General features: G+C 72.5%; 2 protein-coding genes. One reads left to right on the plus strand and one right to left on the minus strand.

Translation table 11 applies throughout. The features are described from left to right. Positions 1-32 precede the first annotated feature (32 nt). Positions 33-23,483 (plus strand): hypothetical protein, encoded by a 23,451-nt coding sequence (locus OH807_RS35925; RefSeq protein ID WP_406207959.1) that lies wholly within the window; start codon positions 33-35, stop codon positions 23,481-23,483. 82 nt (positions 23,484-23,565) lie between these two features. Here OH807_RS35925 and eccD read toward each other — a convergent pair whose 3' ends face one another. Continuing rightward, positions 23,566-24,948, minus strand: coding sequence for a type VII secretion integral membrane protein EccD (eccD, locus tag OH807_RS35930; protein ID WP_406207962.1), 1,383 nt, complete (start codon positions 24,946-24,948; stop codon positions 23,566-23,568). Positions 24,949-25,143 lie beyond the last annotated feature (195 nt).

Consider the following 25,143-nt stretch of genomic DNA (forward strand, 5'->3'; position numbering starts at 1 on the left):
CCCCGACCCACGAACCACCAGGAGTACCCGCCGTGTCGATCATGCTGCCCCCGGCTCTGGCCAAGGTGTTCTCCCTCGTGAGCGGCATGAAGTGGCCCGAGGCCAACGAGGACAACCTCCGGACGGCCGGCGACGACTACCTGGCGATCGCGAAGGACATGCCCGAGCTCCGCGGCTACATCATCGCGCTGGTCAAACGCTGCCAGGAGGAGTTCGCGGGCGAGGCCGCCGAGCGCTTCGAGGAGCGGATGAACGAGCTCGTCGGCGGGACGAACGGCACCAACTACCTCCTGGCGGCGGAGTCGTCGGCGAAGGAGCTCGGCGAATTCGCCCACAAGGTGGCCAACCAGGTCGAGTACACCAAGTGGATGATCATCGGGCAGCTCGTCCAGCTGCTGGCCCAGATCGCCTGGGCGATCGCCAACATCCCGCTCACCTTCGGCGCCTCGCTCGCGACCATCTTCGCCGCCCGGGAGGCGGCGGCGCAGATCATCAAGCAGGTCTTCCTGTGGCTGCTCCGCCAGATCGCGCTGCACGAGTTCCTCAGCGTCACCACCGGCCTGATGCTCGACGTGATCATCCAGGGCATTCAGATCGGCAAGGGCCACCGCAAGGAGTGGGACAGCGAGGCCACCGTCCAGACGCTCAAGTTCGCGGCGATCAACGGCCTCATCACCGGGCCGCTGGAGCTGCTCACCTTCGGTTTCGGCAAGCTCTTCGGGAAGATGTTCGGCTCGGGCATCGGCAACCTGCTGAAGAACGACCTCAAGGGCCTGAGCAAGGGGCTGGGAGGAACCGCCGGGAACATCGTCAAGAACGACATCAAGACCGTGGCGGGCGGCGTGCTCAAGGGCGACCTCAAGGGCGCTGCGGGTAGCGCCCTCAAGGGCGAGATCAAGACCGCGGTGGGCAGCACGGTCAAGAAGGAGGCTGCGGCAGCCGCGTCCAAGGGAGCCACCAAGACCGTGGGCGGAGCGGCCTCGAAGGCGGCCGGCGCCGAGGCGAAGGCCGCCGTCGGGAAAGCCGGCGGCGCGGCGAGCAAGGAAGCCGCCGAGAAGCTGTCGGCCGCCGAGAAGTTCACCCTGGAGATGGGCAAGTCCTTCGAGGAGAACCTGTCGAAGCTGGGCATCGGCAAGGAGGTCGCGAACCAGGCGGGTCAGAACTTCGCCAAGACGCTGGCCTCCAACGGCGCCCGGTACGCCGTCGACCAGCAGGCCGTGCGCAAGCTCCTGGACGCCGTCCTCGTGGGAGCGACGAAGGAGGAGCAGCGGGTCATCAGCCAGCTGGCGGAGCGCACCATGGGGCTCGCCGGCGGCCTGCGCGCCCAGACCGGCCTCCAGCTGCTGTACAAGTTCGGTGAAGGCATCGGCATGTACATCAAGGGCGGCGTGCAGAACATCCTCACCGAGGGCACGGCCAACGCGATCTACAACGAGGACCACCAGTTCCACGTCACCTGGGAGAGCTTCGTCGCCGGGGTCTCGATGGGGGCGATCACCCACTTCGGACACGAGATCACCGCGCCGCTCCAGCTCAAGTTCCAGGAGCGGGTGGCCAAGTGGGACGCCAAGTCGGCGGAGACCAGTGACTCCAAGTACTACGGGCCGTTCCACTCGCGCACCCTGCTGGCCATCGCCTCGAACCTGAGCGGCCACCCGACGTCGCTGCTGATCCCGCGTCCGATGGGCCCCAAGGCCCGGGCGGCGCTCGACCTCGACGCACCGGCGCCGGTCGGGACGGAGTCGCACGGCTCGACCAGCTCGTCCGGCTCGACCCACTCGCCGAAGACCTCGGACTCCTCGGCGGGCGGCCGGGGGAGCGGGGCCGACAGCAAGGTCAGGACGGAGACGCCCGGGCACACGGACACCTCGGCGGAGCGGAAGCCGGGCTCCTCGGCATCCTCGGGCTCGGGGGCCTCCGGGGCCGGGAACGGGGCGACCGCGCACGAGGCCCCGCCGCGGTCCAAGGGGCCCCACGGGTCCGACGAGGGCGGCGACAGCACGACCCCGCGCCGGCCGCAGAACGCGGAGAGGCAGCAGCCGGAGCCCCCGAAGCCGAGGTCGACCACGTCCCAGAGCACCTCCCAGAGCACCTCGCAGGGTTCGTCGCAGTCCGCGCACGAGGCGGCGACGCCGCGCCGGGACGCGACCGCGGAGCAGCACGAGGAGACGCAGCAGCCGAAGGCTCCCAAGCCGGCACCGACCACGTCCCAGAGCTCGTCGCAGTCCTCGCACGAGGCCCCGTCGCCGCGCCGGGACCCGAACCCGGAGCACCAGCAGGACGGGCGGCAGACGGAGGCCCCCAAGCCCCCGAAGCCGCAGCCGACCAGCTCGCACACCCCGGACGACGCCACCGCGCCGCTGCTGACCCCGGGCCGGAATCACGACCAGGACGCGCGCCAGCCGGAGCCGACCAAGCCGGAGCCGCCGAAGCCGACCCCGCCGCACACCCCGGACGCCACCACCACGCCTCCCCACACCCCCGGCCGGAACCACGAGGACGGGTCCACCGCCGACCGCACGGACGACGACCTGGCCTACTTCGACCTCGGCACTCCCGTCGACCCGAAGAAGTTCGGCACCGCCCTGCCGGACGCCGCCGGCGGGCAGCAGCGGGGCTGGGTGATCGGTGACGCCCCCGACGCGCGGACCCGGGAGACGCTGGCGCTGCTGCCGGTGGACGAGTCCCGCTACCGGCTGGTCATCCACACCGACGCCGAGGGCCGCCCCACCCTGGACGGGCGCGCCCTGCGGACCCACGAGATCGTCAACATCGTGCACGGGCTGCACCAGGACGGGATGCTGCCGGGCGGCCGGGAGACCCTGGAGTTCGTCGCCTGCGGCCTCGACGTCGGGACGCACGCCCGGTACGTCGAGCAGGTGATGGGCGAGCTGTGGGCCTCGCCGAAGTTCAAGGACCTCAAGGCGGTGGCGGCCGACGGCTCGGTATGGGTGGCACCGGGCTTCGAGTCGCCCAGGACGATGCGGACCGAGCCGGGCTCGGGGCACGTCCTCGTGGCGTCGAAGGTCGGCTTCGACGCCACCGGCCGGCCCGTCGTCGAGGGCGGCGGGAACTTCCGCGAGTACATCAACCCGGCGTCCGACGAGGGGAAGACCCGGACGGCCGAGGGCCTCCCGCGGGTCCGCGAGTACCCGTCCACCCTCCCGGAGGCCTACACCCGGGGGACCGTCTCCCGGGACATGCCGGAGGCCGCCGTCTTCGGGGACCGCTCCGAGCAGGCCCCGCACGATCCGCCGCGGACGCCGGACCCGGAGCCGGACGCGTCCCGCGCACCGGACCCGGAGCCCGACACGTCCCCGGTCCCGTCCCCGGACCACCCGGCCGCCGCGCCCGGGTACCACTACACCCCGGCGCCCGAGCACGCCCGCGTCGACCCGGCCGACCCCCGCCACGCGCAGTGGGAGCAGGCCCAGCGCGACCTCCAGGACAGCTACGACGCCAAGCTCGCCGACGCGGCCGAGAAGCAGCGGCAGGACCCGGACGGCAGCGGCCGTCCCCACGACACCGAGGTCGAGCAGGCGCTGGACAAGTCCTTCGCCGAGGGGCCGGTCCGGTTCCCCGAGGACGCCCCTGCGGGCCTCCCGGCGGCGGTCCGGCAGCGGGCCCGGGACTTGCTGCACGCGGAGCTGGAGGCCCGCCCGGAGGAGCGCGCGCAGATCCTCGCCGGCGTGGACGGCCTCACCCACCTGGCCTCGGTGCGCGAGGCCGCCGTCCGGGTGGCCATGGGCCGCTTCGAGCGGACGGTCACCGAGTGGAGCGCCCCGCCCCGCCTGCTGGGCGAGGCCGACGGCGCCGCGGCGCCGCGCCGGCCCGCCGATCTGCCGCCCGCCACGGTGGAGCTGATCCGCCGGGAGGCGGCCGCGGACTTCCGGACCCGGGCCGAGGAGCAGATCACCCGGATCTACGCCACCGCCGACCACCTCACCGACGCGAGCAACGCCGACGCGGCCCGCACCCTCGACCGGATGACCGAGCACCTCACCGGTGAGCTCGACGTCCGGGCCGGGCGGGAGCTGCTGCTCGACGGGGCCGACCGGAGCGTCGAGCAGACCGCCCGCACCTGGTTCGACCGCATCGACGCGGTCGACCGGGAGCTGCTGGCCGCCGCAGGGGTCACCGAGCGTCCGGAGCTCTCCGCCGACAGTCTGGCCCTGATCCGGGAGACCCTGCGGGACCGGCTCGGCGCCGACTTCGAGGGCATCGCCGGCCCGGTCGACGGCGCTGCCGGGCCGCGCCGTGAGCGGAATGCCGCCGCCGGCCTGGCCGCCCAGGCGCTGGCCGGGCACGCCGCGGCCCTCCCGCACGAGTTCGCCGTCCAGGCGGCCCGCGAGGCGGTGATCCGCCGGGCGGCCGAGGAGACCGAAAAGGCCGTCGACAGCTGGTCCGACAGCGCGGCGAACGGGGAGCACGCCCGCGCCCTGGGCGTCACCGAGCACGATGTCCAGCAGGCCAGGGGGGCCGTCACCCGTGAGGTGGCCGAGGCCGTCGACCGGCGGATCGCCGAGCACCTCAACCGCCCCGACCGGAACGAGCCGGACCAGACCTTCGCCGAGGAGCTCGCCGCACTCACCGCCGCGGCCGGCCTGCACGACCGGCTCACCCACCAGGGCGCCCGCCTGGCCGTCACCCGGGCGGCCGGCGATGCCGCCCGGCAGGCCGCCCGGGAGCACGGCGTGCTCCCGGAGGACGCCGCCGACCGCGTCCGGCAGGGCCACGCCGACCGGGTCGGCGAGGCCTTCGACCGGACGTTCCGCACCCCGGCCGACCTGACCGGCCCGGAGGCCGCGGCGCGGCACGCCGACTGGACGGCCGAGCACGGGCGCCTCGCCGACGAGCTGCCCGACCGCGTGCGCTTCGAGGCCGAGATCATGCCCGCGCTGCGCGACGCCGCCGACGGCTACCAGGAGCTCGCCGCCCGGCACACCATCAGCGAGGAGTTGATCAGCTCCCTGCGGCGCGAGTACGGCGACGACTTCTTCGAGCAGTACCGCGAGCTGTGGGGCCCGGCGGGCCTGGACGGCGCGGGCTGGCGGCGACACCAGGCCGCCCACGAGAACGTGTTCGGCCGCGCCCCGGAGCGGGAGTCCGGCGGGGCCGCCGAGGACATCGCCCGCGCCCTGACCGTCCTCGACCCCCGGCGGAGCGGCCTCGACGCCGCCGACCACGCGGTGACCCGCCCCGTCCCCACCGACGCGGTGACGGAGGTCCGCACGGTGGAGCCGGGTTTCGTGGCGCCGCGGATGACTGTGGATGCGACGCCGCGGTTCGTGGTGCGGTCGGGGTTCGAGGCGCGGCGTTTTGAGCACGGTGGTGGTCCGGTGACGGATCTGACGGTGCGGGTGGCGTTCCGTGAGGGTGCTGGTCATGACGCGGGTGCGGTGTGGGGCAGGGTTGTTCGGGGGGTGGAGGAGCATCTGAACGGGCCGGGGTACCGGTTGGCGAACGGTGACCGTTTGCATGTGACGGTGGTGCGGGCGGGTGCGGAGGAGCGTCCGCATCTGACGGTGGATCTGGTGGGCCGGGATCGTGTGATGGATCAGCGGTCGTGGTGGTCGGATGCGGAGCCGTTGGATTATGCGCACGAGTTGGGGCATCAGCTGGGTCTGCGGGACGAGTATCGGGCGGCGGGTCTGGAGCATCGGCCGGATGTGAAGGGCAGCTTGTTCGGTGATTACCGTCAGGCGGCGCCGGAGGGTTTGCGGCAGGGTGGTCTGCGGGAGCGGCACCTTCAGTTGATTTCGGCGGTGGTGGGGCATGTGGAGGCTGCGCACCCGGTGGCCGGTCGGCACGAGTTGACGTTCGAGCAGGCCCGGGCGGAGGCGGTGCCGCACGAGCGCGCCCACACCTGGGTCGACCCGATCTCCGCACCCGAGACGAACCCCGAGCACCCCGCGCAGGACACCGGGCCGGACGCCGTCGCCCCGCGGGCGCCCAGGCCCGACCCCGACGACGACACCCTTCCGGACGATCACGTCCGGCTCGTACGACAGCCCGGTTACTCGTCGGGCGACCAGTTCGGCATCTCGGTCGCGCTGCTCCAGGACCCGAAGCTGCACGTCGTGATCGGGCGTGGACCGGAATCGGAGCCGGGCCGGCCGATCAACGCCAAGGACAAGTCCCGGGAGATCGAGAGGTTCTACCTCTCCACCGGGATCCCCCGGAACAGGGTCCACATCGCGGACGTGCCGAGCATGGAGACGAACAAGCTGTACGCCGCGCTGGACGCGCGGGCCAGGGAGATCGTGCGCGGTGTCGAAGAGATCACCCCTGCGAACCGCGAATCGGCGATCAAGAGTGTCGGGTACGGCACCAGGCGGGTCGCCGAGAGGTTCTCGGCGGAGCTGCGGGCGACCGTCCGGGAGGCGTGGCAGATCACCGGCTCGCACAACGACCAGGTCCGGTCCTGGCTGGAGGGCCGCGGGATCACGTTGCCCGCGCCGAACGCGAAGGTGTTGGTGCTCTGGTCCCGCTTCACCGGCAAGGCAGCCGACTGGGTGGAACTGCGGCAGCGGATGGAGCACGACACCAGTTTCCAGGGGGTGCGGCAGATCCTGCGTGAGGTCGCCCGTGACCACGGCCTGGTGCTCATCACCGGCGACCCCCATCCCACCCGGGGCGAGAAGTGGGACCGGCTGGTCGAGACGATGAACGCGGAGCTCCAGATCAACTCCATCCACCACGTCACCGGCTTCTGGCGCGACGCCGCGTCCGGGCACGACGCGTGGACGGCTGGTCTCAGGACCGGGCAGCTCCGGCTGTACGACTTCCTCGACAGCCAGTACGACCTGCACCACCTCGGGGCCCGGTCCGGCAACCTGGAGGCCGCCGCGCTGATCGGCCACAAGGTGACGTACCTGGAGGAGGCCGGCTCCAGCGGAGGCGGCCGAATGAAGCAGTGGCACGCGGAGTACACCGGTCTGACCGGGCGCGGCGGTGAGGCGCCGGGCTACGAGCGCCTGACGATCCCCGCCCCGCCCACCGCGTCCGGCCGGTACGGCATCCCGTTCGACACGAAGCACGGGACGTACCAGGAGCGGAGCGATCACGGCTACCAGCCGCCGGGCGGGACGGTCCTGTGGCGCAAGCCCGCGGCGGTCTACGGGGAGGAGCGCGGCTTCGGGTACGAGGAACTGGGCGACATCCGGCAGCGGCTGAACCTCGGGGAGAACAGGCCGCTCGACGCCGAGCAGTTCGCCACCGACCGCGTCCAGCACCTGCGGCAGCGGTACGCAAAGCTGCGTCAGGACATCCTGGACCACTCGCAGGGCATCGAGGGGGTGGAGCACTACCTGGGCCAGTACGACCACGTCTTCCGGAGCGGGCCCCAGCACGAGGGCATGACCCCGCAGGAGCTCTACACGCGCATGATCACGGAGGGGCTGCCCGTCCTGCCCTCACTCCAGTCGTACCAGCGCATGCTCCGCAACAACGCGACCCTGGCCGGGACGGGCTACCGGATCCACGCCACGACCCCCCACGACGGGGACTGCCTCTACCAGTCCATCAACTTCTATGCGGAACAGCCCGGCACCACCTTGCCGGTGCGCCAGAGCCCCGAGTCGAAGGAGCTGCACCGAGCCGCCGAGGCGGAACTTGCGACGCGAACCGCTGAGGCGGAGGGGTGGCGCCAGGCCGCGGACGCGTTGGGTCCGGATCAGGCCGCCGACGCGGCGGCGTGGCGCCAGCATGCGGACGCGTCGGACGCGCAGCAGGCTGCGATTGCGCAGGCCGCGCACCGGACCGCCAACGCGGTGGCGAGGCGCGCCCAGGTCAACAGCTGGATCAGCAAGAACGTGGCGCTGGTCACCGCACACGCCGAGAGTCACGGGGTGAGCATGGGGGACCTGCGCTGGATGATCAAAACCCAGGGATGGTGGGCCGGCTCCCACGGCGACCTGATTCCGCCGATCGTGGCTTCGGCCCTGCGCGCGCGGCTGCACATCTTCGACGGGACCATGCCCTTGAGGGTCGTGAATCCGCTGGGTGAGCAGGCCCCGGTCCATGACATCGGGCTGTTCCTCGCCGAGAGCAACTTCTCCCTGCTGGTTCCTGTCGCCGCGCCGGAGGCCGCCGGCGGGAACGGTGGGCATGACGGGCAGGGCGGGGACGGTGGGCAGGGTGGGTCGAAGCGGCAGCTCTCGCCCGACGGTGACACGGTGATGGCGGAGCCGACCGAGAAGAAGTCGCGGCCCGAGTCGTCGCCGGCGGGGGTGGATCCGCGGATGCCGGCGTCGTCGGAGGAGCGGCGCACTGTCGTGCACGACGATTCTGCGGTCGACGGGGTGGTGCCGCAGTCTGTGCTGCCCCGGACGGGGTTGGATCGGACGCCGCGGTTCGTGGTGCGGTCGGGGTTCGAGGCGCGGCGTTTTGAGCACGGTGGTGGTCCGGTGACGGATCTGACGGTGCGGGTGGCGTTCCGTGAGGGTGCTGGTCATGACGCGGGTGCGGTGTGGGGCAGGGTTGTTCGGGGGGTTGAGGAGCATCTGAACGGGCCGGGGTACCGGTTGGCGAACGGTGACCGTTTGCATGTGACGGTGGTGCGGGCGGGTGCGGAGGAGCGTCCGCATCTGACGGTGAATCTGGTGGGCCGGGATCGTGTGATGGATCAGCGGTCGTGGTGGTCGGATGCGGAGCCGTTGGATTATGCGCACGAGTTGGGGCATCAGCTGGGTCTGCGGGACGAGTATCGGGCGGCGGGTCTGGAGCATCGGCCGGATGTGAAGGGCAGCTTGTTCGGTGATTACCGCCGGTCGGCGCCGGAGGGTTTGCGGCAGGGTGGTCTGCGGGAGCGGCACCTTCAGTTGATTTCGGCGGTGGTGGGGCATGTGGAGGCCGCGCACCCGGTGGCCGGTCGGCACGAGTTGACGTTCGAGCAGGCCCGGGCGGAGGCGGTGCCGCACGAGCGCGCCCACACCTGGGTCGACCCGGTCTCCGACCCGAACGCGACCGGCAAGCACCCCGCGAGCGAGGACACCGAGTCGGACGCGCTCGCCCCGCGGGCGCCCGAGCCCGATCCCGACGACGACAACCTGGAGGAGAACCACGTCCGCCTCGTCCGGCAGCCCGGTTACTCGTCGGGTGACCAGTTCGGCATCGCGGCCGCGCTGCTCCACGACCCGAACCTGCACGTCGTGATCGGGCGTGGGCCGGAATCCGAGCCGGGCCGGCCGATCCACGCCAAGGACAAGTCCCGGGACATCGAGAGGTTCTACGTCTCCACCGGGATCCCCCGGAACAGGATCCACATCGCGGACGTGCCGAACATGGTCACGAAGCAGCTCTACAAGGCCTTGGACACCGCGGCCGAACGCATCGTGGACGAGGTCCTGGGCATCGATCCTGCCAACCAGGCGGCGGCGATCAAGAGCGTCGCGTACGGCACCAGGCGAGTCGCCGAAAACTTCTCGCCGGAGCTGCGGCAGCGCGTCCGCGAGGCGTGGCAGATCACCGGCTCGCACCACAACGAGGTCCGGACCTGGCTGGAGGGCCGCGGGATCACGCTGCCCGAGCCGGGCAAGAAGGTCCTGGTGCTCTGGTCCCGCTTCACCGGCAAGGCGGCCGACTGGGTCGAGCTGCGGCAGCGGATGGAGCACGACACCAGCTTCCAGGGCGTGCGGCAGATCCTGCGGGAGGTCGCCCGTGACCACGGCATGGTGATCATCACCGGTGACCCCCACCCGACCCGGGCCGAGAAGTGGAACGACCTGGTCCGCGACATGAACGCGGAGCTCAAGATCACGTCGATCCACCACGTCACCGGTTTCTGGCGGGAGCCGGCGTCCGGGCACGACGCGTGGACGGGCGGCCTCAGGACGGGGCAGCTGAGGCTGTACGACTTCCTGAACTCCGAGTACGACATGCACCACCTCGGGGCCCGGTCCGGCAACCTGGAGGCCGCCGCCCTGATCGGCCACCGCGTTTCGTACCTGGAGGAGAGGGGCGCCACCGGAAGCTCCCGGATGGAGAAGTGGCACGGGGACGACGCCGGCAGGACCGAAGCCGGGGGCACGGCGCCGGGCTACGAGCGGCTGAGGATTCCCGCCCCGCCCACGGCCTCGGGCCGGTACAGCATCACGATCGACGGGAGCCGCACGAGGGGTCAGCAACCGGCACCGGGCAGTCTCGACTACCAGGCGCCGGGCAGTGCCGCGCTGTGGCGCAAGCCCACGGAGGTCTACGGCAAGGAGCGCGGCTTCGGGTACCGGGAACTGAGCGACATCCGGCAGCGGCTCGGCCTTGAGGGGGACCGGGCGCACACCCCTGAGGAGTTCGCCGCCGACCGCATCCAGCACCTGCGGGAGCGGTACGAGAAGCTGCGCGAGAACGTGATGACGTACGCGTACAACAAGGAGGAGATGGAGCAGTACCTGCGCGATCAGTACGACCCGGCCTTCCGGGAGGGGCAGCAGCCCGATGGCCGCACCCAGCAGGAGGTGTACCGGGCGATGGTCGCCAATGGGCTGACCAGGCTGCCCGGGCTCCAGGCGCACTACCGCGACGTCTACAACGCCAACGCCGTGTACTACCAGGGCTTCCAGATCCATGAGGTGACGCCCAAGAACGGGGACAGCCTCTACCACTCCGTCAACTCCCTGCTGGCCGCTGACGGGCAGGCGCTGAAGCAGACCAATGCTTCGAAGCAGATGCACAAAACCGCCAACCGGCTGCCCCCGGAGCAGGCCGACCAGGCGCCGGCCATGCACCGGGACGCCGATGCGCTGGCCCGTCGTGGCGAGGTGAATGCGTGGATCACCGCGAACGAGCAGCAGTTGACCGCGTTGGCGGCGAACTCCGGCGCGACCATGTCGGACCTGCACTGGATCGTGAAGAACTTGGGGCAGGGGGGTGGGTCCTACGGGGACCTGATCCCCACGGTCGTCGCTTCGGCCCTCCGCACACGGCTGCACATCTTCAACGGGACCGCCTGGCACGTAGTGAATCCGCTGGGTGACCACGGTGTCGTCCGCGAGCTCGCACTCTTCCTCACCGAGAGCCACTACTCCCCGCTGACGCGTATCCCCGTCGCCGAGCCGGAGGGCGCGCAGACCGGTCATGACGGGCAGGGCGGGGACGGTGGGCAGGGTGGGTCGAAGCGGCAGCTCTCGCCCGACGGTGACACGGAGATGGCGGAGCCGGACGAGAAGAGGTCCCGGCCCGAGCCGGCGCCGGCCGGGACGGACCCGCGCAGTCCGGTGCCGTCGGACGAACAGCGCAGCGTCGTCCACGACGAGCCTGCGGCCGATCAGGTGGTGCCGGTTGCTCCGTCGTCGGTGTTGCCGCGGGTGGGGTTGGATCGGACGCCGCGGTTCGTGGTGCGGTCGGGGTTCGAGGCGCGGCGTTTTGAGCACGGTGGTGGTCCGGTGACGGATCTGACGGTGCGGGTGGCGTTCCGCGAGGGTGGCGGTCATGACGCGGGTGCGGTGTGGGGCAGGGTTGTTCGGGGGGTGGAGGAGCATCTGAACGGGCCGGGGTACCGGTTGGCGAACGGTGACCGTTTGCATGTGACGGTGGTGCGGGCGGGTGCGGAGGAGCGTCCGCATCTGACGGTGGATCTGGTGGGCCGGGATCGTGTGATGGATCAGCGGTCGTGGTGGTCGGATGCGGAGCCGTTGGATTATGCGCACGAGTTGGGGCATCAGCTGGGTCTGCGGGACGAGTACCGGGCGGCGGGTCTGGAGCATCGGCCGGATGTGCAGGGCAGTCTGTTCGGTGATTACCGCCGGTCGGCGCCGGAGGGGCTGCGGCAGGGTGGTCTGCGGGAGCGGCACCTCCAGCTGATTTCGGCGGTGGTGGGGCATGTGGAGGCTGCGCACCCGGTGGCCGGTCGGCACGAGTTGACGTTCGAGCAGGCCCGGGCGGAGGCGGTGCCGCACGAGCGCGCCCACACCTGGGTCGACCCGATCTCCGCACCCGAGACGAACCCCGAGCACCCCGCGCAGGACACCGGGCCGGACGCCGTCGCCCCGCGGGCGCCCGAGCCCGATCCCGACGACGACACCCTTCCGGACGATCACGTCCGGCTCGTCCGGCAGCCCGGTTACTCGTCGGGCGACCAGTTCGGTATCGCGGCCGCGCTGCTCGCCGATCCGAAGCTGCACGTCGTGATCGGGCGTGGACCGGGACCGGAAACGGGCCGGCCGATCAACGCCAAGGACAAGTCCCGGGAGATCGAGAAGTTCTACGTCGACATCGGGATCGGCCGGGACCGGATCCACACGGCGGACGTGCCGAGCATGGTCACGAAGCAGCTCTACAAAGCCTTGGACGCCGAGGCCGCCCGGATCGTGGACAAGGTCCTCGGCGTCAAGGCCGCCAACCAGGAATCGGCGATCAAGAGTGTCGCGTTCGGCACCCGGCGGGTCGCCGAGACGTTCTCGCCGGAGCTGCGGGCCACCGTCCGCGAGGCCTGGAAGATCACCGGCTCGCACGACACCGAGGTCCAGGGCTGGCTGCAGCGGCGCGGGATCACGCTGCCCGAGCCGAACGCCAAGGTGTTGGTGCTCTGGTCCCGCTTCACCGGCAAGGCAGCGAACTGGGTCGAGCTGCGGCAGCGGATGGAGCACGACACCAGCTTCCAGGGGGTGCGGCAGATCCTGCGCGAGGTCGCCCGTGACCACGGCCTGGTGCTCATCACCGGCGACCCGCACCCGACCCGGGGCGAGAAGTGGAACAACCTGGTCCGCGACATGAACACGGAGCTCGGGATCACGTCGATCCACCACGTCACCGGCTTCTGGCGCGACGCCGCGTCCGGGCACGACGCGTGGACGGGCGACCTCAGGACCGGGCAGCTGAGGCTGTACGACTTCCTCGACAGGCAGTACGACATGCGCCACCTCGGTGCCCGGTCCGGCAATCTGGAGGCCGCCGCCCTGATCGGCCACAAGGTCACCTACCTGGAGGAGCGGGGCGCCACCGGCAGCTCCCGGATGGAGAAGTGGCACGGCGATGACAACGGCAGGACCGAAGCCGGCGGTGAGGCACCGCGCTACGAGCGTCTGATGATCCCCGCCCCGCCCACGGCGTCGGGCCGGTACAGCATCACGGTCGACGGGAGCCGCACGAAGGGTCAGAAACAGCCGGCGGGCAGCCTCGGTTACCAGGCGCCGGGCGGTGCCGCGCACTGGCGCAAGCCCACGGAGGTCTACGGCAAGGAGCGCGGTTTCGGGTACCGGGAGCTGAGCGAGATCCGGCAGCAGCTGGGCCTCCTGGGGGAACGGGCGCACACGCCCGAGGAGTTCGCCGCCGACCGCGTCCAGCACCTGCGGCTGCGGTACGAGAAGCTGCGCGAGGAGGTGCTGACGTACGCGTACAACAAGGAGGAGATGGAGCAGTACCTGCGCACTCAGTACGACCCGGCCTTCCGGGACGGGCAGCAGTTCGCGGGCATGAGCCAGGGGGAGGTGTACCGGACCATGGTCGCCCAGGGGCTGCCCGGCCTGCCCGGACTCCAGGCCCACCACCGCGACCTCTACAACAACGCCGCCGTGTACTACGCGGGCTACCAGATCCACGAGGTGACGCCCAAGAACGGCGACAGCCTCTACCACTCCGTCAACTCCCTGCTGGCTGCCGAAGGGCAGGGGGTGAAGCAGACCAAGGCTTCGAAGGACCTCCACAAGACCGCCAGGCGGCTGGGCGAGAGCGAGCGCGAAGAGGACCGGGCGCAGGCGCCGACCGTGCACCGGGACGCCGATGCGCTGGCCCGTCGTGGCGAGGTCAATGCGTGGATCACCGCCAACGAGGAGAACCCGCAGCTGACCGCGATGGCTGCGGAGTCCGGCGCGACCATGGCGGACCTGCACTGGATCGTGAAGAACATGGGATGGGGAGGCGGGTCCTACGGTGACCTGATCCCCACGGTCGTCGCTTCGGCCCTCGGCGCGCGGCTGAGCATCTTCAACGGGACCACCTGGCACGTGGTGAATCCGCTGGGTGCCCACAGCGCCGTCCGTGATCTCGTACTCCTCCTCAGTGAGAGCCACTACTCCCCGCTGACGCCTCGCCCTGTCGACCAGCAGGACGGTGCGCAGGGTGGCCACGACGGCCACGACGGCCACGACGGCCATGACACGCAGGGCGGGAGTGGCGGTCAGGGCGGGTCGAAGCGGCAGCTCTCGCCCGACGGTGACACCGAGATGGCGGAGCCGACCGAGAAGAGGTCCCGGCCCGAGCCCGAGCGGCCGTCGGAGCCGACGGACATGGACCAGAGCAACCCGCCGCCGCCGTCCACCGGGGAGACCGGACACGAGCAGCCGCTCGTGGTGGCGCCCGGCGGGGGCGCACACGTCCCGGCGCCGGTGCCGGCGCGCGTGCAGGCGCTGGAGCACCTCGGGCCGGAGCGGAGCCGGGAACTCGCTGCCGATGCCGACTTCGTGAACGGTCTGCGGACCGAGCTGTCGGCGGAGCACTTCGCGCAGGCCGCGGCGCGGTTGATCGTGGACGTCGACCCCCGTACGCACCAGCCGGTGTCCGCGCGGCGGGAGGCGGAGGCGCAGGTCGCGCGGATGCTCCAGCACCAGGACGTCGCGGCCGGGGTGCTGGCCGCGGGTGTCCGGGTGGTGGTGGTCCCGCGTGACGTGGCGATGACCGACGTGCCCGGTTTCGGGCAGCTGCGCGGGGTGCGGGGCGACGGCGACGCGGCCGCCGGCCGGCTCTGGGACGACGTCCGCGGCTCCAGCGAGGACCGCCTCGTGGCGATCACGGAGGAGAACCTGCTCGGCGGGCGGACGAGCGTCGGACCGCATGCCAGCTACCCCGAGGGGTACTCCACGAGTACGCACGAACTCGCACACGCGGTCTACAAGTTCGGCCTGACACCACGCCAGCGGGAGCTGGTGGAGGAGGCGTACCGGGGCAAGCGGCAGGCGGACACGCTGGCGGACCTGTTCGGCGAGGAGTCGGTCACGGCGTGGCCCGACGGCGGGCGTCATGACCGCAGCGGTGCGCTGACCGGGAACTACTCCTCGGCCGACGTGCACGAGTACTTCGCCCAGCTGACCAACGCGTACCTCGGGACCAACCACGGGACCGACCCGGTCACCGGGCAGCCCCGCAACAACGGTGCCGACTGGGTTCGCGCGAACGAGCCCGACCTGCTGCACCTGTTGGAGCGGATCTACGGCGACGACCCGCAGGCCGTCCACGCCGCGCTCGCCAACCCGGTCAGCCGGGCCCGCGCGGAGGAGGAGGCCCTCACCGGCTTCCGCGAGTTCATGGACGGGAGCGCCGGCGACCAGCACACCGTCGTGCACGAGGAGCCGGCGGTGGTTCACGACGGGCCGGCCGTGGTTCACGACGAGCCCGAGGTCGTGCACGAGGAGCCGGCCGTGGTTCACGAGGAGCCGGCCGTGGTTCACGACGAGCCCGAGGTCGTGCACGAGGAGCCGGTCGTGGTTCACGAGGAACCGGCGGTGGTGGTGCACGAGCAGCCCGTCGTCCCCGTACAGCCGGTGGTCGTGGCCGCGGAGCGGACCCGCCGTCGGTCCGAGGCCGAGTCGATCATGGACGTGCTCAACCTCGGAGCCCGGAACGAAGCGTCCCCGGCGCAGACTTCGGCCGCCGGCGCCGAGGGCAGCCGGCCGCTCGTCACGGGTGGTGACGAGCAGGGCCCCCAGCGGACCTCCGTGCACTCCGAGGAGGCCGTCGAACCGCCGCTGCCGTTGCCGCTGCCGGAGACGCAGGTCGTGGAGTCGCACCAACTGGAGCCGCAGCCCGCCGAGTCGCAGACCATCGTCCCGCACATCACCGAGTCGCAGACCACCGAGCCGCAGCCGCAGGCCGTGGTCCAGACGGTTGCTCCCGCCGATGTCGTCGCCGCGGTGCCGCCGCCCCGGCCCGACCCCACCGTGCCCCCGCGGTTCGCGGGGCGCGGCCTGGCCGCCTCCGACGTGCTGGTCAGCCTCGGTCACGACCGGGCGACGATGCTCCAGGACCTCACCGGCACCTTCGCGGCAGCCCTGCACGGGGAGCAGGCCGCGGCCCGGACGCTCGCCGAGACGCTGTTCGGCGGTGAGGCGCTGCGGCCGATGCTGTCGGCGCTGTCCCGCGGCGACGTCCGGGAGGTGCCGTTCTCGGCCGGCAGCTGGTCCGGCACCGTCCGGATCACGGCGGCCGTCGGGGAGAGCCACTACCGCAGGACGGTCGACGAGTTCGAGTTCGAGTACGGCTCCGAGCAGCAGACGTCCGTGGGTGTCACGGCGGACGGGCTCTGGCAGGCGAACCTGGGCCTCCAGGTGAAGACCAAGTTCGGTAGCGGCGGGGACCTCACCGAGACCCTCGGCTACCAGCAGGGGTGGATGAACGGCAGCACCACGGCGGACGCCGGGCGGACGCTCGCCCGCGGCAAGACCGTCGAGCCCGCCGCCCTCTTCGACACCGGTTTCCAGGTCCGCGTGGAGTTCGTGGACTCCCACTACCGGGGGCTCCCGCGCCCGGTGGCGGTCACCGAGCCGGTCCGTCTGCCGCTGACCGGTGAGGTCGCCGTGCCGCTCCGCGAGACGGGGAACGCGCCGGGCGGGCTCACCCAGCACTTCGCCGTGCCGCGCGAGGTCGCCGAGCACCGGCGGCTGGCCGGCCAGCACATCGTGACCGACGTGTACCCGGTCGACCACCCGGTCGTCCCGGCCGAGAACGCCGCCGGTGAGATCGACCTCGCCCCCGTGGCAGCCGGCCCGGTCCCGACCGGCATGGGCAAGGTGGTGGCCGGCTTCGAGCAGGACGCCGCCCGGTACTTCGGTGACCGCTGGTCCGGTCTGAAGGCCAAGCTGCTCGACGAGGTCGGCCTCGGCACGCTGCACCAGGACCTCAAGGCGCTGATGTCCGGCCAGGAACTGACCGTCACGGTGGACAGCCTCACCGGCCCGACCGCCGTGCTCACCTTCGAGCGCGCGGCCGTCACCACCATGCGGCAGGTGGGCAACCTGCCGTCCACCGAGTTCAACATCGGCACGGGGACGTCCCGTGCGCACACCGAGCAGGTCACCGGCAGCAAGGAGTGGCAGACGCTGCCGTCGAGCGTCGGCAACGGCACCGGCAAGAGCTGGCTCGGGAGCCTCGGTCTGGCGGGCCGGGCCGGCCGGGACCGGGTTGAGCTGCACGGCAGCGGGGACGAGCTTGCGCTCGCCACCAAGGTGAAGTCCCCGGCCGTGCTGTTCGAGGGCGAGGCGCGGATCGAGGTCCGGTTCGGCTGGCGCAGCCGGCTGCCGCAGCCCGGGAGCGAGTCCGTCCACACGAGCGTGGGCTTCCGTACGGTGATCGACCGGACGGAGGCCGTCCCGGCGGAGGCCACCGCCCACCCGCAGACCGGTGGCGCCCCGCAGCCGCCCGTCTTCCGCTCCGCCGTCCCCTTCACGCCGCCGGAGGCCACCCCGCACGCCCTCGACGCCCTGGTGCCCGGGCCTCCCGGCGGGGTCTGGCCCGGTCGCGACGGCTCCACCGGCCTGCCCGACACCACCACCGTCCGCGACCTGCGGGACATCGCGCCGCTCCATGCGCGACTCGACCGGATCGGCCGGGAGCAACTGGGCGAGCAGGGCTGGTTGCAGGTCCGGGACGAAGTCCTGCAGACCTTCTCGCACGCCGCCGTCAGCGCCCACCTGGTCGCGATGACCCGCCCGGGCAGCACCGGACTGCGCACTCCGGAGGTCACCCTCGGCCCGCTGAAGGGGCTGCACCTGACGCTCACCGCGGAGGTGGCCCGGATGACCCACCTGCGCGGACAGGACTCCGCGGACCTCAACCCGGTACGGGAGAGCGGCACCGTCGAGTCCCACCGGTACCTGCGCTCCGACACCAAGAACGGACAGCTCCAGGGCGCGGGCAAGACGACGACGCAGATCCGCGAGAACACGCTCGACGCCGAGGGCAAGCCGTTCAAGGACTCGTTCCAGGGCGGCGCCACGATCAGCCGGGAGGTGCGCAGCCGCGACGGCTGGCGCGGCGGCAACTCGACCAAGAGCTACGCCAACGGCAAGTACCGCAGTGCCCAGGAGCTCTTCGCCACCGACTTCCGCCTGGAGCTGACGGTGAACGGGGCCCGGGACGCGGGCGCGCCCGTCCACCTGGCGGCCGAACTCAGCATGGAACGGTCCCACACCGTCACCCGGCAGGTCGGTGCGGACGACCTCCGGGGCTTCACCGGCCCGGATCCGCACGCCGGCCCCGTCGCCGCGCCGGCCCTCGGCCCGGCGCGGGAGCGCAGCAGGCTCGGCCACTCCGACGTGGTGCTCGGCTTCGGAGCCGGTGACACCGCCGTGTTCCGGCGGGTCGAGGACGCGCTCCGCCGGCAGGTCGGCGCGGTGCCGCCGCAGCTCTCCGCGCAGCTCGCCCGCCGGCTCGACCCGACTGCCCTCAAGGCGGCGCTGTCCGGGCTGACCAGGGGCGGCAGCATCCGTGTGCCCGTCGACCACGGCAACTGGAAGGGCACCGTCGTCGTGACGGCCACGGTGACCGGGCTCCGGCACCGGGAGTCCGTCACCTCCTTCGAGTTCGAGCTGGGCAGCCAGCAGCGCACCACGGTCGGGTTCAGCTGGGACCAGCGGACCCGCCACCGGATCCGGTTCCAGGCCCGCGGCACCGTCCCGCACGTCACCGTCAGCGGCGAGTTCGCCCACACCAGGGACGCGGTGCAGGGGCTGGCCGTGGACCGCACCGGCGGGACGGGCAGCCGTGGCAAGAGCACCGAGGAGGGGGACGTGCTGGCCGGCGACGCCGTCTTCACCGTCGCCTTCGAGCCCGCCCGGTGGAACCGCGCGCTGACCCCGCTGGACGGGCCCGTCACCGTGCCGGTCGTGATCGCCGCGCCGCACCGGGAGGTCGTCCCGGCCCCGCCGGCCGCGGAGCCGCTGCGCCTGCCCGGGCACCGGATCGGCTCCTCCGACATCGTCACCCGGGTCTACCGCACCACCGGCACGGGCGAGGACGGGACGCCGCACCAGGTCGTCGCCGACCTCGGGACCACCGCCGCGGCGGCGCTGGGCCGGGACTGGCCGGGCATGGCCGAGAAGCTCGCCGCCGAGCTGGACTTCGACCGGCTGCACACCCAGCTCAAGTCGCTGACGGCCGGGCACGAGATCGTGGTGCGGCACGGCCGCTCCACCGCCCGGATCACCGCCGAGCTGGGGCCGCTGACCCGGACCGGCTCGTCCCCGCAGGTCGAGTTCAACATCGGCAGCAGCTCCCAGACGTCGCTGACCAGCTCGGACGGCGGTACCAACACCGGCGGCGGCCACGGCAACGCCGTCACCCTCGGCGTGCTCGCCACCACGGACGTGCTGGGCTCGGGGGCGGCGTTCGTCGGCGGTGCGAACGTCACGCGCGCCGGCGGCGTCGACCGGCTGGAGCACCGCAGCGACGTCACCGTGGCCGGAACGGCCGTCAAGACCAAGCTCGTCGCCGACGCCCATCGGGCGGAGGTGCGGATCAGGGTCTCGTTCGAACGCAAGCCGCTGGTCCGGGTGTTCGGGCCGGATCACGACGCGATCCGCCCCGACGCCGCGGCGCGCGAGCAGATGCACCGGACGGAGGAGCGCCTCCGGGCGGCCCCCGCCGCCGCCCGCCCGCAGTCGCCCGAGGGCGCCGTCACCCCGGCCGCCGCCTCGCCGCTGCGGGCCGTCACCCGCCGGCTGGCCCAGGCAGGGGACGGCCTGCTCCGCCAGGGCTCGTACCGGCGGCTGGAGGCGCAGGCCGTGATCCACGCGGACGTGCTCACCGAGACCGGCCGGGCCGAACCCGTGCCCCCGACCGACCTCGCCGCGCCGCTGCGCTCGGTCACGCCCGCCGTCCCGTTCGGCCCGACGGCGGTGCGCCGGCCGCCGGCCGAGCTGTTCACCCAGGGCCCGCGCGGCGGCGACGTGCTGCGCTGGATCGGCGACACCTCCGGCGTCCGGGACGTGCTGGGCGCCTACGGCGAGCGGTTCTTCGGGCCGCGGACGTGGGGGTGGCTGGAGTCCGTCGCGCACGACACCCACAGCCACGCGCAGCTCTCCTCCCTGTTCGGGTCGGTCACCCGCGGCCGGGTCGAGAACCCTGCCGAGGAGGGGCCGCGCGACCTGCCGGCCCCCGACGGCCGGACGATCACCACCCCGTCCGTCGGCGACCGCCTGTTCGTCGCCGACGCCGGCGTGAGCGCCGCGGTCTCCATCGTCCAGCTGGAGTACCAGGGCCCGAGTCGGCGGGCGGCGCTCAGCCCCGCCAACGACTCCAGCGGTGGCGGGCGGACCACCCGGCTGGACTGGCGGCAGTGGAGCCTGCAGGGGCAGGCGGGCGCCCTGGTGGGTGTCAAGGGCGCCACCGAGGTGACGGCCGGCGTGGTCGGCGGCGGCAGCCACCGCACGCGTGAGGGCTCGTCGGCGGCCGGCGGCGGGAAGACCGTGGCCGGTGCGAAGATCTCCGTCGAGATGGGCCGGTACACCGGCTTCGCGGAGGTGCAGCTGACCCTCCGGAACGGCGACACCGTGCACACCGAGAAGGGCCTCGTCCCGATCGAGATGGAGATCCCGCTCCACGAGACCACCGAACACCCCTCGGCGAACAACGAACGCGTGCTGTTCTCGCTCCTCCACCCCGGCGGCGAGACGATCGACCGCGGCTCCACGCCCGACGCGGTCGCCTCGGTGCTCGCCACCCCCGTCGCCCCCGGGGTCCACCTGCTGGCCGATCCGGCCGAGCGCGGGGCGGCCGGATCGCAGGCCCTCCTGGAGGCACTGCGCCGGCTCCCGGAGGACGACCGCTACTTCACCGTCGCCTACCACGGCTCGACCTCCGACGGCACGCCGACCTGGCACGGGGAGCAGCTGTCGCCGGAGCAGATGGCGGGCGCCATGCTCCGACTCGCCGAGGCCGGCCGCTGGCAGGGCGAGCCGCTGCGCTTCCTCGCCTGCTACGCGGGCCGGACCGGGGCGGAGTCCTACGCCGCCGCCACCCTGACGGCGCTGCACCAGGCGCTCGACGCCCGCCGGCTCCAGGCCGCGGCCGACGGCGGGCAGCTCAGCCCGAACCTGGCCCGGCTCACCCACCTGGAGGCCTACGCGCCGGGTGACCTGCTGTTCCTCACCGGCGGGGAGCAGTCCCGGGCGGTCACCGCCGCCAGGGCGGGCTTCTCGGCCGACGGCCGCCCGCTGATCGAGCACCCCGGCGACTGGAACCGCCTGACGGTCGGCGAGGACGGCACCGTCCGCTCCGCCCCGCACGGCCAGGAACTCCTCCGGGACGGCGAGCAGCCCGTCCCGCAGGCGAGCGAGCACACGCCGATCACCGACGAGTCGATGGTGGTCCTGGCAGACAACGGTCAGAACCCTCCGGCGGTCCACGAGGATGTCGCGGCGGAGGGACCGGTCCAGGACGTGGCCGCGGTGCTGGACCATGCCGCGCCCCTCCCGGACGGGCCACCGGTGCACGCGGCCCCGGCATGGGCCGGTCAGCGGCAGGACGCCTGGGCGGCGATCACGCGCCACGAGCGGGAGATCGCCCTACCGGAGGGCCGGCAGCTGCTGTACGACTACGGCACCGGCGAGCCCGCGTTCGCCGCGCTCCGGGAGCGGTTGACGGGCCTGGCGCGCAGGGCCGCCGAGAGGTCGTCCGTCCTTCCGGAGTCGCGATCGACGGACCGTCCGGGGACGGTCCGGTTCGCCAACGTCGTGCTCACGCACCCGAACGTGGCGGCGCTGGTGGTCGCCGTGGCGCGCAGGGCGGACGGCACGCTGGACTGGTGGCAGACGGACACCGGGCAGACCTGGCAGGCGGAGGAGCATCACTGGCAGGACACCCACGTGTGGGCGGTCTCCACCGGTGATCACGTGGCGCAGCCAAGGGGGAACGACAACACCTACCTGATCCGCGCGGAGAACTCCGGTGACATGTACCACATGCGGGCGGCCATGCTGGCCAAGCCCGATGCTGACCTGTTGATCTGGAACGTCGGTGAAAGCACCAAGAAACAGGCCGAGATGATCGTCAATCTGCACGACGACCTGATCCGGGCCGGGCGTACGGTGCGGTACACGACGAGTTCGGTGCCGCCGGCCGGCCGGAGTGAGACCAAGGCGTCGGAGGACATCGCCGGGTACTTCCGCAGGACCGTCGACGGCGATCACCAGGCCCTGGTCGAGAACGTGCTCAAGAGGTCGCCTGATCCCGTTGCGGCGAGGAGGGAGCTGAGGCCCGATCTGATCCGTTTGGCCGCGGGGTTGGGGAGGCTGAACGGCCGCTTCAGACGGTCGCCGGGGAGTGGCGACCACTCGAAGGTCCAGCGCATCGAGGACTTCGCGCGTACCTACGGGTACTACACCCGGGAGGAGGCCGAGGCCTTCCAGGCGGACCTGGCGACACGAGGCCGTTTCGAGCCCGGCAGGAGGTACGTCCTCGCCGTGTATCGCGGCAGCGGGCACAGCACGCGCGCCGGGGCGAACGCGCCGGCGCTCGACACCGGCGCCCACGGCATGGACGCTCTCATCGCCGCGGCGGGTGGGCTGGCCGACGGGACCGGCGTGCCGGTCGAGGTGGTCGCCATGGGCGAGAAGCCGGCCAACCACCCCGGCGCCAACCTGCTGGACTACTGGACGTGGCCCTCGACCGGGAACCGGCGCAAGGAGCTCGCGCTGCTGAGGTACCTCGCCGACACCTACGACGTCGTCGGCGCGGTCGGCATGCGCAGCGGGGTGATGGACCAGCTCGCCTTCGCCGGGATAAGGATCATTTCGATCGATATCAGCCCGCACCGTACGGGAGAGGTCGCGGGCACCGTCCTGCCGAACATCAAACCCTCCAAGGGATGGACGCGGGGCCTCAAGTTCGAGGACGATCTCGGCCACCACTACGGGCGGGTGTTCATCACCGACGCGCGCCACGGGGACACGAACCGGAACGCCGAGGATTTCACCGGGGACTTCAGCGCGAGGGACCTCCAGGTGATCCGTGACGGCATCGGCTTCTATTTCGGTGCGGACGCCAGGACCACCGGCCCGTGGCACCCCTCCCATCCGCTCGTCGCGCAAGAGGTGATGGACGGCCTGAGCAGAGTGACCGGCATCGAATCGATGTCCGGGGTCGACCTCGCTCGCTGGACCAATCCCTACCTGAACCAGCTCGACGAGCTGGCGGCCAAGATCCAGGACGGCGGGGCCCGGGCGATGCTGGAGGATCTGCGGCGCGATACGGCGGCTCGGGCTGAGGGGCTCCGGTCCGAGGCCGCCGAGGAAATCCGGGATTCCCTTCCCGCCCTGCCCGTGTTGGAACTGCCCGGGATCACCTGGCTGAGCGACCACGAATGGGCGGCACTGATGAGTGACCCGGCCATGGACCGGACAGCGGCCATGCGGAAGCTCGCGGAGGAGCTGCGGAAGCTGAACGAGGAGCTGCCGGAGCTGACCGACGAGCAGCTGTGGACGGTGTACCAGGTGCTCTACCGGACCTACGGCGGTCGCACAAACGGGACGGAGACCCACCCCGAGGACGAGGACTGACCCCCGGGGGCGTCTCCGGCGAGGGCCGCCGGACAGCACGGGGCCCCGGCCGCCACGGCGGCCGGGGCCCGGGGGCGGGCGCTCAGCCCGCGAGGCCGCGCAGGGTGTGGTAGATGCCGCAGACCTGGAGGGCGAGCGGGAGCAGGGCCAGGGCGCTGAGGGTGTGGAAGATGTCCGCGATCCGGCCCCAGTACGGCAGCAGGCGGCGGCCGGGGATGGTCCAGGCCGCCACCAGGAGCGAGACGGCCACCGCCAGCAGGCCGCCCAGCAGGCCGGTCCGCCCGCCGGCGGAGGAGGACGCCGCCTCGTGCGCCACCAGGACGGCCACGCCGTACACCCCCGGCAGCAGCAGGCTCAGGCGCTGCCGGGTGCTGCCGATGGCGCGGCCGTGCAGGAGCAGCAACAGGCTGAGCGCGCCGGCCTGGGCGGGGCCCGCCCAGCCGGGGGTGAGGGCCAGTACGGTCAGACAGACGGCCGTGATCGCGCCGATCGCGGTGTAGAGGGCCATCAGGTAGTCGTCCGCGACGAGGCTCCGGGGCAGCACGGCGGCGGCCGGGAAGGGGTCGATGTTCTCCTGGAGCTCCTCCGCGTTGCGCGGCAGCATGGGCAGCCGCAGGCCGGAGAGGCGGAAGGCGAACGACGGGACGAAGGAGCCGACCAGCACCGCGGCCACCGCGACCACCGCCACCAGCTGGCCGGGCGTCATCCCGGCCAGCACCAGCACCCCGGCCAGCACGCCGAACGCCCCGACCAGCAGCAGGGCCAGGAACAGCGGCGCGGCGGCACCGACCGCGGCCAGCGCCAGCACCGCCGCGCCGGCCGCCGCCGAGGAGGCGGCCAGGATCCGGGCGCCCAGCAGTTCGTGCCCGCCGGGGCCGCCGGGCAGCAGCAGCGCGGCCAGCCCGAGGTACGGGACGGCGGCGGCGCCCAGCGCGGCGCCGGCCCCGGCATCGGCCATCGCCCGGGAGGCGCTGACGGCGCCGAGCAGCAGCAGCAGCGCGGTGGCGGCGGACGCCGCGATCCGCAGGCCGGCGGGGCCGGGCAGGGCGAGCAGCACCCAGCCGCCGGCCAGTGCCAGCAGGGCGACGGCCAGGGCCAGCCGCCGGGTCAGCTCGGGGCGCCAGCTGTCGCCGCGTTCGTGCATGCCGGTGGCCACGCCGTCCACCAGGTCGTCGAAGTGCACCGGCGGCAGGGCCTCGTGGCGCGGCCGCAGGTGGAGCGCGTCGCCGTCGCGCAGCTCCAGCGCCTCGGCGCTCTGCTCCTCGTCGAGCGGGTCCTCGCCGAGCCGCTGGAGGACCCAGCCGCCGTGCTCCAGCCCCTCCTCGGCCAGGTCGGCGCCCGCGTGGCCGAGGACGGCCGGCAGCAGGTCGGCGAGCGGTACGTCGGCGGGGACGGCGAGGTCGAAGACCGCCCCCGGCGCATGGAACCTCAATCGGCACAGTCCTGCCACGACACTGCTGCTCACGCCACTCCTCCGGTGCGGGTCCGTCCGTGCTGTCCCTACCTCCTGACGAACGGGTGGTGCGCCGTCGAGCGTTCAGCGGTCCGCTGAACCCGCGGCGGCCCGCCGTCCGTGAGCTTGAAGGGACGGCGTGGCAGTGAGGAGCCCTAGGTGAGTGTGGTCCTGATCAACCGGACGCCCCGGCGCCCGGGGCCGGAG

The sequence above is a fragment of the Kitasatospora sp. NBC_01560 genome (genome assembly GCF_045208415.1).
Taxonomy (GTDB): Bacteria; Actinomycetota; Actinomycetes; order Streptomycetales; family Streptomycetaceae; genus Kitasatospora.